The sequence below is a fragment of the Exiguobacterium profundum genome (assembly GCF_001909285.1).
Classification (GTDB): Bacteria; Bacillota; Bacilli; order Exiguobacteriales; family Exiguobacteriaceae; genus Exiguobacterium; species Exiguobacterium profundum.
Map to the genome: position 1 here is coordinate 1 of NZ_MRSV01000018.1, position 260 is coordinate 260.

The window sequence follows — 260 nt, forward strand, 5'->3', positions numbered from 1 at the left end:
TGTAAAGGTAATTTTGATGTCTAAGATTAAAGGTAACGTTAAGTGGTTTAATGAATCCAAAGGATTCGGTTTCATTACTCCGGAAGATGGCAGCAAAGACGTGTTCGTACACTTCTCTGCAATCCAGACCAATGGTTTTAAAACTCTGGCTGAAGGTCAGCGCGTAGAGTTCGAAATCACTAACGGTGCCAAAGGCCCTTCCGCTGCAAACGTAACTGCTCTGTAAGCATACGTCCGACAGCAAGATTTCAAAACCCGCC

The 260-nt window shown here is 44.2% G+C and carries 1 protein-coding gene; it reads left to right on the forward strand.

Features of this window, described 5'->3' with window-relative positions; genetic code table 11:
• Positions 1–25 precede the first annotated feature (25 nt).
• Entirely contained in the window at positions 26–226 is a 201-nt protein-coding gene (gene cspE / locus BBB58_RS14970; RefSeq protein WP_124965944.1) for a transcription antiterminator/RNA stability regulator CspE, read from the forward strand.
• Positions 227–260 lie beyond the last annotated feature (34 nt).